The sequence below is a fragment of the Rhizobium sp. SEMIA 4085 genome (genome assembly GCF_013004495.1).
Lineage (GTDB): Bacteria > Pseudomonadota > Alphaproteobacteria > Rhizobiales > Rhizobiaceae > Rhizobium > Rhizobium gallicum.
In genome coordinates this window covers 1-9,499 of record NZ_JABEPH010000237.1, presented here as the reverse complement: position 1 = coordinate 9,499, position 9,499 = coordinate 1, and the positions used below count along the sequence as shown (strand labels likewise).

Annotated in this window: 9 protein-coding genes and 1 pseudogene; 8 read left to right on the top strand and 2 right to left on the bottom strand. The window is 59.4% G+C overall.

Annotation, left to right across the window (positions count from 1 at the left end):
- Positions 1–107: DUF2934 domain-containing protein (locus C9413_RS21410; protein ID WP_170250874.1), on the bottom strand; the 107-nt coding region annotated here is incomplete at its 3' end.
- Between the two features lie 132 nt (positions 108–239).
- The gene (locus C9413_RS21405; RefSeq protein ID WP_040115249.1) at positions 240–881 is read right to left on the bottom strand and encodes a UdgX family uracil-DNA binding protein; all 642 of its coding nucleotides are present in this window, start codon (positions 879–881) and stop codon (positions 240–242) included.
- A gap of 128 nt (positions 882–1,009) precedes the next feature.
- Between C9413_RS21405 and treZ the strand changes: the two genes are divergently transcribed.
- The 8 genes and pseudogenes from treZ to C9413_RS21365 form a co-directional block, all read left to right on the top strand.
- The gene (treZ, locus tag C9413_RS21400) at positions 1,010–2,836 is read left to right on the top strand and encodes a malto-oligosyltrehalose trehalohydrolase (RefSeq protein ID WP_040115251.1); all 1,827 of its coding nucleotides are present in this window, start codon (positions 1,010–1,012) and stop codon (positions 2,834–2,836) included.
- A 76-nt stretch (positions 2,837–2,912) separates the two neighbouring features.
- Positions 2,913–4,376, top strand: a complete 1,464-nt coding sequence (locus C9413_RS21395; protein ID WP_040116528.1) for a phospholipase D-like domain-containing protein — start codon at positions 2,913–2,915, stop codon at positions 4,374–4,376.
- Between the two features lie 91 nt (positions 4,377–4,467).
- Positions 4,468–5,298 carry an endonuclease/exonuclease/phosphatase family protein gene (locus C9413_RS21390; RefSeq protein ID WP_040115253.1) on the top strand — a complete coding sequence of 277 codons (831 nt, stop codon included), beginning with the start codon at positions 4,468–4,470 and terminating at the stop codon, positions 5,296–5,298.
- Positions 5,299–5,872: 574 nt separating this feature from the next.
- Entirely contained in the window at positions 5,873–6,862 is a 990-nt protein-coding gene (locus C9413_RS21385; RefSeq protein ID WP_040115256.1) for an ABC transporter substrate-binding protein, read from the top strand.
- A gap of 68 nt (positions 6,863–6,930) precedes the next feature.
- Positions 6,931–7,677, top strand: a complete 747-nt coding sequence (locus C9413_RS21380; RefSeq protein WP_040116529.1) for an ABC transporter permease subunit — start codon at positions 6,931–6,933, stop codon at positions 7,675–7,677.
- A pseudogene (locus C9413_RS34550) lies at positions 7,646–8,386 on the top strand (ATP-binding cassette domain-containing protein). The gene C9413_RS21380 and the pseudogene C9413_RS34550 overlap by 32 nt, the downstream one beginning before the upstream one ends.
- 576 nt (positions 8,387–8,962) lie before the next feature.
- Complete coding sequence (locus C9413_RS32775) at positions 8,963–9,250, top strand: PQQ-binding-like beta-propeller repeat protein (RefSeq protein WP_133938326.1); 288 nt, start codon at positions 8,963–8,965, stop codon at positions 9,248–9,250.
- A gap of 56 nt (positions 9,251–9,306) precedes the next feature.
- Positions 9,307–9,499: alcohol dehydrogenase catalytic domain-containing protein (locus C9413_RS21365; RefSeq protein ID WP_170250873.1), on the top strand; the 193-nt coding region annotated here is incomplete at its 3' end.

Below are 9,499 nucleotides of genomic sequence, written 5' to 3'. Positions count from 1 at the left end.
TTCTTTGCCTGCTCCCAATGTATGGAATCTCGTCCGGTAGGATGTCCCTCTTCTTCCCAGAGGGCGTATGCACGTTTTTTAATCCACTCTTCCCGAGTTTCTGTCATCGCTGATCTCCAGTCACATCATCCCGCAGTCAAACGCTAGACTGGGCCGATGGTTCCAGAGGAAGCGGGGATATTCAAGAAGAATTTTGACACGATGCAAAATAAATTCTGCAATGCAGCATAAAATGCCGGTCAACCGACCTGAAATGCTACGGCCTTGGCCAGATCCTGCACGAAATGCTCGCGGTTTGCGCGGGCATCTTCCTCGTCACGAATGCGCAGAAGGTAAGAAGGATGAATGGTCACCAGAACCGGAGGATGGTTGGCCGGCTGAAGAACATGGCCCCGCTCGGCGGTGACCTTCACTTTAGCGCCGAGCAGCGAATAAAGTGCTGTGGCACCCAGCGCAACGACGAGTTTCGGCTGCAGAATATCGAGCTCGGCACCAAGCCACCACGCGCAGCGCTGGATCTCTCCGGCATTTGGCTTGGAATGCATTCGGCGCTTGCCGCGCAGCTCGAATTTGAAGTGCTTGACGGCATTGGTGACGTAGCAGCGGGAGCGGTCGAGGCCCGCCTCTTTCAGACACTGATCGAGCAGGCGTCCAGCCGGGCCGACAAAGGGCTTGCCCGCCAGGTCTTCCCTGTCTCCGGGCTGCTCGCCAACCAGCACGATCTCGGCCGTGGGCGGGCCTTCGCCGAAGACGAGCTGAGTGGCGTTCTTGTAAAGGTCACAACGCGTGCAGTGTTCGGCCTGCCGCTTCAATTGATCGAGGCCTTTTGCCTCTGCATTCTCAAGTGTGAAGGCCGGACCGAATTTGGGCACGATGGTCATGGAGACTTCCTTCTTTCGCCTTCATCTGCAACCGATCCACGCGGTGTTTGTTCCAGCCTGGGAACAAGTAGCGCCCTTCATGCCTTTGAAGAGGAGTTTTAAGCACTCATGTCGGTCAGGGGCAATTTATGCATCAGGTTTCGAAAGCAGGCTCTGCGGCGCAAGGCCAAAAAAGCTGGGGTCCTAAGATCGGGGCGAACGGCGTCGATTTTCGCATCTGGGCGCCGGGGCAAAAGAACATGACACTCCGTTCGTGCGGGAAAGACAGGCTTATGAACCGGTCCGCCGACGGCTGGTTTGAACTGACGGTTGCAGAGGCAAAGGTGGGCGACGCATATGCCTTCGTTCTTGGAGATGGCAGCGCCGTGCCCGACCCTGCTTCTCGGGCGCAGGCCGGTGATGTGCACGGTCCGTCGCTGATCGTGGAGCCTTCCTATCAGTGGGTGAATGACGCCTGGAAGGGAAGGCCCTGGGAAGAGGCGGTGATCAGCGAAATCCATGTCGGCGCCTTCACAGGGGAGGGCACCTTCAAGGCGGCCGCTGAAAAACTCGGCCATCTCGCCGAGATGGGCTGTACGGCAATCGAAGTCATGCCCGTCGCGCAATTTTCAGGAACGCGCGGATGGGGCTATGACGGCGTCCTGCACTATGGCCCGCATTCAGCTTACGGAACGCCGGCCGACTTCAAGGCATTCATCGACGCAGCACATGGCCACGGCCTCATGGTGCTGCTCGACGTTGTCTATAACCATTTCGGCCCGGATGGAAACTACTTGCACGGGTATGCGCCCGAGTTCTTCCGCTTCGATCGCGATACGCCGTGGGGTGCGGCGATCGATTTCGGACAGGAGCCGGTGCGCCGTTACTTCGTCGATAATGCACTCTATTGGATCGGCGAATTCCGGCTCGATGGCCTGCGGCTCGATGCGGTGGAGCAGATTTACGATACGTCGAAGCAGCATATCCTCAAGCAGCTGTCGGCGGAAGTCGGCAACGCCTTTGCCGATCGAGCGGTCCATCTCGTCGTCGAGGATCAGCGCAATCTCGTGAGCTTGCTCGAGCGGGACGGCGGCGGAAGGGTCAAGACCTTTACAGCGGAATGGAACGATGACTTCCATCACGTCACTCACATCATCGCGACCGGCGAAACCGACGGCCACTATCGGCCCTTTGCATCCGATCTTTGGGAAAAGACGAGACTCGCGATGCAGCACGGCTTTGTGTTTCCAGACCGTGGCAATCCGCCTGAAGTGCCGAAGGGTGAGCGGGTCTATCTCCCGCCGCAGGCCTTCATCAACTTTCTCCAGAACCACGACCAAGTTGGCAACCGTGCCTTCGGCGAGCGCTTGGTCAGCCTTGCACGTCCCGACATCGTCGAGATGATGGCCGCGATCTTGATTCTCTCGCCCCAGGTCCCCTTCCTCTTCATGGGGGAGGAGTACGGCGAGACGCAGCCGTTTCACTTCTTCAGCGACTACGACGGCGAACTTGGCGAGATTGTCCGCAAAGGGCGGGCGGCGGAAGCGGTAGGTTTCGGTGGTCTGAAGGAAGGCAAGACACCGGACGATTTGCCGGATCCGAACGCAGTCTCGACCTTTGCGCATTCAAAGCTTCAATGGCAGCGGCTCGACAGTGACGAAGGCATACGCTGGAAGACTTATGTACGCGAGCTCATCGGCCTGCGGCACAGCTATGTCGTGCCGTTGTTGAAGAAGCCGGGACGCGTCGCAAGCACGGCGTTGGAAAGCGTCGATGGGGCGCTGGCAATCGACTGGACCTTTGGCACCAGCAAGCTGGAGCTTCGTGCCAACCTGGCCGATACTCCGCTCGCCGTGCCGGCTTTCGACGGTGCGGCAATCTTTAATCGCCTCGGCCGCAACGTTGATCAGCCGGGAGATGGCAAGCTTGCATCCGGTTCTGTGGTGTTTGCGATCGATCCTCGGCTGGTAAAATAGCAGCGCGGAGATTTTCGCGTTTTGAGGGAGCGGTGGCGAATTGAACGCCGCCGCTTTCCAGCTATATCTTCCTCCAATGTTTTATCTCATATCGACCTATTGGCCGCATATCCTTTTCGTCATATCCCTTGGCATGGGGACCGCCGCGGCAATCCATGCGGCCATGACGAAGGAAGAGGTACGCGCCGCAATTGGCTGGGTCGGCGTTATCATCCTGTCTCCGATTATCGGCGCAGTACTTTACGCGATCGCCGGGATCAACCGCATTCGCCGCAAATCCCTGAGCCTGCGCCGCGATGCCTTGCTGCCGGCGGCCGACCTTGATGAGCTTGAAAGTTTCGATGCGGAGCCGGAGGCGATCATCAGCAATTATGGGCGGCGCTTTGCAGCTTTGCAAACGCTCGGCGATCGCGTCGCCCGCTATCCGCTGACGACCGGCAATTCGATCGACATGCTGGAAACGGGTGATGATGCCTACGCAGCCATGAAGGCCGCGATCGACGGGGCTGAGCAGAGCGTTCTGCTTGAGACTTATATTTTCGATCGCGACGAGATCGGCCTGCGCATCGCCGATGCGCTGATTGCGGCGGCAAAACGCGGCGTCGAGGTGCGCGTGCTGATCGATGCCGTCGGGGCTCGATACTCGGTGCCCAGTATCCTTGGATATCTCGCCGACGGTGGGGTGACGGTTTCAGTCTTCAACGGCAATGTCATCATGGGCCTGCGGTTACCTTATGCAAATCTCCGCACGCACCGCAAAATCATCATCGTCGACGGGCGTATGGCACTGACGGGCGGCATGAATATACGCCAGGGTTTCAGCCAGGCGATGACGGGGGATGATTTTGCGCGCGATACCCATTTCTCGGTAACGGGTTCGGTCGTTGCCGATCTCTTTGATGTCGCAGCCGAGGACTGGCGCTTCACGACAGGCGAGGTTCTGAACGCAGAGGCGTGGCGGATCGAAGCGCCTGAACGCCAGCCCGGCGATCCGGTTCTCATGCGCGTCGTCGCGTCCGGACCGGACCGCAGCATCGAGACGAATCACAAGATGCTGATGGGCGCCTTTTCCGTTGCCCGGCAATCGATCCGCGTCATGTCGCCCTATTTCCTGCCGGATCGCGAGCTGATTAGCGCGCTGACGACAGCCGCACGGCGTGGCGTCGAGGTCGATATCATCGTCCCGGCCGTCAACAACCTTGTCCTCGTCGATCGGGCGATGACGGCACAGTTCGACCAAATCCTCAAAAATTACTGCCGCATCTGGCGTTCGACCGGCAGCTTCAGCCACTCGAAGCTGCTGACAGTTGATGGCGTCTGGACCTATGTCGGTTCGTCCAATCTTGATCCGCGTTCGCTCAGGCTGAATTTCGAGGTGGATCTCGAAGTTCTGAACGAGGGGTTTGCGGCGGAGATCGACGAGCATATCGACGAGATGCTGAAATCTGCAGCCCCGGTGACATTGGAGAGCCTGCGGTCGCGGCCTTTCCCGGTGCGGCTTGTTGAAAAGATCCTGTGGCTGGGTTCGCCTTATCTTTGATTTTCTTGGATAGAAGCATGGCAAGTTTTACCCGTGGGCCTATACTCCGAACCGGAGCCGTTTTCGATCAACGGAGCGCGTGTTGACTTCGATGCATGCCAGGAAAGACAACCTCCCCGCCAGCATTCTCGCCTCGATCCGCAACCGGAAAAAACGGCTGGAAGCCGTGCTGGCTGCGGCAAAGCCGCGGGCCGAAGGCACGCTGATTGCTTCATACAACGTCCATAAATGCGTCGGAGCCGACAGGCGCTGCGATCCCGAGCGGACGAGCCGGGTTATCCACGAAATCGGCGCTGACGTGATTGCCCTGCAGGAGGCCGATACGCGCTTCGGGGAGCGAACCGGGATTCTTGATTTGACGCGCCTGGAGCGCGAGACGGGGCTTATTCCGGTTCCGGTTTCGGGCATGTCGAAGGCACACGGCTGGCACGGCAATGTCGTGCTCTTCAAGAAAGGGCTGGTGCGCGACGTGCACCAGATTAAATTGCCGGGCCTTGAACCGCGCGGGGCGCTTGTAGCGGAACTCGAACTGGAAAATGGCGGAGAGCTCCGCATCATCGCTGCCCATTTCGGGCTTCTGCGCCACTCGCGGGCGCGCCAGGCACAGATGCTGGTCGAGCTCATGGCCGATCGAAGCGAAGCGACGACCGTTCTGCTTGGCGACCTCAACGAATGGCGGCTCGGCGACCGGTCCTCACTCAACACGCTTCAATCCGCTTTTGAGGCCCAGCCCCCGGCCGTCGCAAGCTTTCCGGCGCGCCTGCCGATCTTGGCGCTCGATCGCATCATGTCGAACCGCAAGGGTGTGCTGACGAATGTCGAGGCGCATGATACACCGCTCGCCCGCGTCGCCTCCGACCACCTGCCGATCAAGGCGGTTCTCAACCTCAAGCGAGTAGAAGAACTGACGGCGACCGCGTGATTTTCCGCATTGTAGTCAAATGGTTGGAGTTTCAATGGTGCGCGGGAAAGCCGGTGCTCAATGTTGAGCTCCCGTTGCTGTTCTAAAGGTGGCCCCGGTTCAAATCGCGTGAGCCTACTCCATAAATGTCTGTGTATAGTCGGCTCCTGCATGCCGTGACGCAGCTGTATCGGCAAGTTTCCGGGGACCGCCCGTGTCGGCGCCGTCGGTGGGCGGCGATCATGTCGGAGGCACATCAACATGGGCCGCACATTCAACGAACAGGCAGGCGCGGTTCCTCGCGGAATGATTGACGCTTCTCTGTGGCACGCGTATCCTTTAGGTCGGCTCTCCATCGGGCACCTTGTGAAAGCCGGCAACCGGACGGCATGCAGAGCATGTCGGTTGACGTTTTTGCGTGCGCATTTCGTGCAGTGAAAGGTGCTCAATTGAACCTCGTCGATCTCGTCCTGACCTATCGCAAATTGGTCGGGAAGCCATCCGTCACAGAAGTTCATCCGTTGGACATGCGTCTTCCCCGGCGGGAGCCGGGAAATATGACGCCGCTGCAAACATTTGGCTGGGAGGTGGCATCATGAACATATCGAGGCGCGCGCTTTGCGGAGCAGCCGTTCTTGCTGCGACAAGTCTCCTCAGCTTCCATGCATTGGCCAAACCGTCCGCGCCGAAGATCCGGGTCGGCATCTTGAAGTTCGGGACAGTGAATTGGGAACTTGACACCATAAAGTACCACAAGTTTGACGCGGCCAACGGGATCGACGTGGAGATCGTCTACTTCGCGGGGGAAGACGCCAGCAATGTCGCCATGTTGGCGGGCGACCTCGACATCATCGTTTCCGATTGGCTGTGGGTGTCGCGCCAGCGTTCGCAGGGTGCGGATCTGACGCTCGCACCTTACTCGACCGCGGTTGGCGCCATCATGGTCAAGGAGGATGCGCCCATTCGTGCCATTCCCGATCTCGCCGGCAAGAAAATCGGCGTGACCGGTGGCTCGCTCGACAAGAGCTGGCTCCTAATCCAGGGCCTTGCCCGGCGTGATCACAAGATGGACCTGACCAGAGAAAGCGAGATCGTTTTCGGCGCACCGCCCCTGCTGTCGGAAAAGGCCGTTTCCGGCGAACTCGATGCTGTGCTGAATTTCTGGCATTTCTGTGCCCGGCTGGAGGCAAAAGGTTTCCGCCGTCTCGTGGGTGCCGACGATGCGGCCAAGGCACTCGGGGCATCGGGGCCGGTTTCGGCGCTCGGCTATGTTTTCCATGATAAATGGGCAAACGAAAACCCGGACGTCGCCATGAACTTCCTGCGGGCAAGTGGCGGGGCCAAGAAGCTCCTGGCACAGTCCGACGCAGAATGGCAGCGGCTGGCGCCGATCGTGCGAGCCGACGGCAGGGAACTCGAGGTGCTTCGCGATCGCTACCGCGAAGGCATTCCGAACAGGCCGCTCGCAGAGGAGGAGAAAGATGCCGCCAAGCTGTACGGAATCCTGGCCGAACTGGGTGGGGCGAAGCTTGTCGGTGAGGCGCGCCAGATGGCTCCGGGAACGTTCTGGGCCTTAAAGATATGACGGCAGGACGCGGACGGGAAAAAGCGGCTGTTGAGGGCCGACGAGCGACTGCCATTTCTCGTGGTCTTCTGCCGGCGGCAACGGCTTTGGCATCCCTTCTCGGATTGTGCCTGCTCTGGAACCTCGTGGCGGGAATCTGGCCGAGCCGGGCGTTTCCGCCGCCGATCGACGTCTGGCGTGTGCTGGTCAAGGAGGCGGCAACCGGCGATCTTGCCTATCATCTCGCCATGACCCTGTCCCGGGTCGCCGCCGCCTATGTTGTCGCGATGCTGGTCGGATCGGTCGTCGGCGTCTTGCTCGGCGTGCACAGGCGAGCGGATTCTTTCTTCAATCCGTGGCTTGTTCTTTTTCTCAATCTCCCGGCACTGGTCGTCATCGTTCTTGCCTACATCTGGTTCGGCCTGACAGAAGCAGCAGCGATCAGCGCAGTGGCGATCAACAAGATACCCAATGTTGTCGTCACCATGCGCGAGGGCGCGCGGGCGCTCGATCCACGTTACGCCGAAATGGCAAAAGTCTATCGCCTCAGCCCGCTCGACAGGATCCGCCATATTCTGATGCCGCAGTTGCAGCCTTATTTTGCGGCCGCATCGCGATCGGGTATTGCGCTGATCTGGAAGATCGTGCTCGTTGTCGAGTTGTTAGGCCGTTCAAATGGTGTGGGCTTCCAGATCTATCTTCACTTCCAGATATTCGATGTCGCTGCCATCCTTGCCTATTCGCTGGCTTTCGTTGCCATTATGCTATTGATCGAACTCCTCCTGGTGCAGCCATTTGAACGACATGCAACACGCTGGCGCCGCCGCCCCGCTTAAGGTCGACATTGCAGAGAAGACCTTCCGGTCGGCCGAGGGCGTGACCATTGATGCCCTGCGTGGACTTTCATTCGAGGTGCGGCAGGGGGAATTTGCCTGTTTGTTTGGGCCGTCCGGCTGCGGCAAAACCAGGACCGTGCGCAGTCGGCTGGGGCTTGGTCAGGCGATGTACGGAGGATACGAACTGCGCAAGGGCGGCTGCAATTGAATTTATGCGGTAATCCAGGAGCCCGTGCTTCTGCCTTGGCGAACGGTGGAGCAGAATGTCCGCCTTGCGTTGCCTTCAGGCACGCGGGACATGGACTTGGACGGGCTGTTCGACATCCTGGGCTTGTCCTCAATGCGGTCGCTCTATCCTTCAGAACTTTCGCTGGGCCTTGCGCGTCGCGCTGCCCTCGCGCGTGCCTTTGCCACGGAACCTGCGATCCTTTTGCTGGACGAGCCTTTCGCCTCGCTCGACGAACGGACGGCTGACAAATTGCGGCGTCTTCTGATGACGGTGTGGTCGACGAGGCCCACCACTGCCCTGATGGTGACGCATAATCTGCGGGAAGCGCTTCTGTTGGCAGATCGTGTCATCGTGCTGTCACCGCGGCCGGCCCATGTGCGAGGCATCTTCGATGTCGACGTCCCGCGCCAGGCTCGCCACGTCCAGGCACTGGACGATCTGGTTTCGGATTTCCGGACGAAGTTTCCGGACGCCGGCTGACTTTGCAGGCCCGCCATCACCCTGCCGATAGCAGTCACGGTGGGGCGGCCCGCATGTTGCACTGTCAAAACCAGCGGATATTTGCCGCCGCTTTGAGCGCGCCTTGGTTCCGTGGTTGCAGACTTCGCCTTCGGATTCTGCGAGAATAGAGCAACCCGCTTGCAGGCATAGCCGCGATTCACGATCGCGACCGCAGGGCAGGTGGCAGCAAGCCAAGCAACGATCTATGAGTGCCGTGGACGATTCCGCGGCTTGTCGGACGGTAAACACCGCAACCTTTGCTGAGGTGGATCCGAAACGCTACGCATCTATTCTTACCAGGCCTGCGGCTTCGCAACAAATAGGGGTCATGTTTCAGAGCGACATTTCCTCTATTGCTCGGAACCAAGCAACCTATTTATTATTGCTTACGTCTTTTGAAAGGCTTATCGTATTTGTTGGTTTCCGGCTTCAAGGCTTTGCCGAATGGGAGCGGCAGGGTCCCGTAGGTACGAGGACGGGCAACAATGGTGCCTCCTGCCCACCTGGCGAACCGTGACACGCTGACGGAAGCGACGTCCCATCATAGACAACAAGTTGAGCGCTTGGTCGGCCCTTGTGGTCTCCCGAGGTCGCGTAATCGGCGACGTGATGTATGTCCACACGCCGTTCCCAAATACGGTTTATGCCCTCGATCTCAACGAAGGCAAGGAAAACGTCATGCCGGCCTTCGGCGAAAACAAGAACGTCTACCGCAACCTCGACGACCTTAGCGCCTATTTGTGCGCCCGGGCCGTCGGCGACGCGCCACGCGGTTGTCCGCCCAAGAAGGCTGACAGGCTCCAAGCGGCGAAAGACCACGAGGCCAACTGCATAGGTGGGTGACATGGCGTGCGCGGCAGCCAATACGATGAGGAATGAGCGTTAGAAGGGGATAAAGGATGAAAACCCGCGCCGCCATTGCCGTTCAGGCGGGAAAACCGTTGAAAATCACGGAGGTCGATCTCGAAGGCCCGCGGGCCGGCGAGGTTCTGGTCGAGGTCAAGGCGACCGGCATCTGCCACACGGACGATTTCACGCTGTCTGGGGCCGATCCGGAGGGCCTGTTTCCGGCAATCCTCGGCCATGAGGGTG

Excerpts from the sequence above, each read along its gene's own strand:
- C9413_RS21395 (WP_040116528.1), top strand. The coding sequence starts at position 2,913 with ATGTTTTATCTCATATCGACCTATTGGCCGCATATCCTTTTCGTCATA.
- C9413_RS21390 (WP_040115253.1), top strand. The coding sequence starts at position 4,468 with ATGCATGCCAGGAAAGACAACCTCCCCGCCAGCATTCTCGCCTCGATC.
- C9413_RS21385 (WP_040115256.1), top strand. The coding sequence starts at position 5,873 with ATGAACATATCGAGGCGCGCGCTTTGCGGAGCAGCCGTTCTTGCTGCG.
- treZ (WP_040115251.1), top strand. The coding sequence starts at position 1,010 with ATGCATCAGGTTTCGAAAGCAGGCTCTGCGGCGCAAGGCCAAAAAAGC.
- C9413_RS21405 (WP_040115249.1), bottom strand. The coding sequence starts at position 881 with ATGACCATCGTGCCCAAATTCGGTCCGGCCTTCACACTTGAGAATGCA.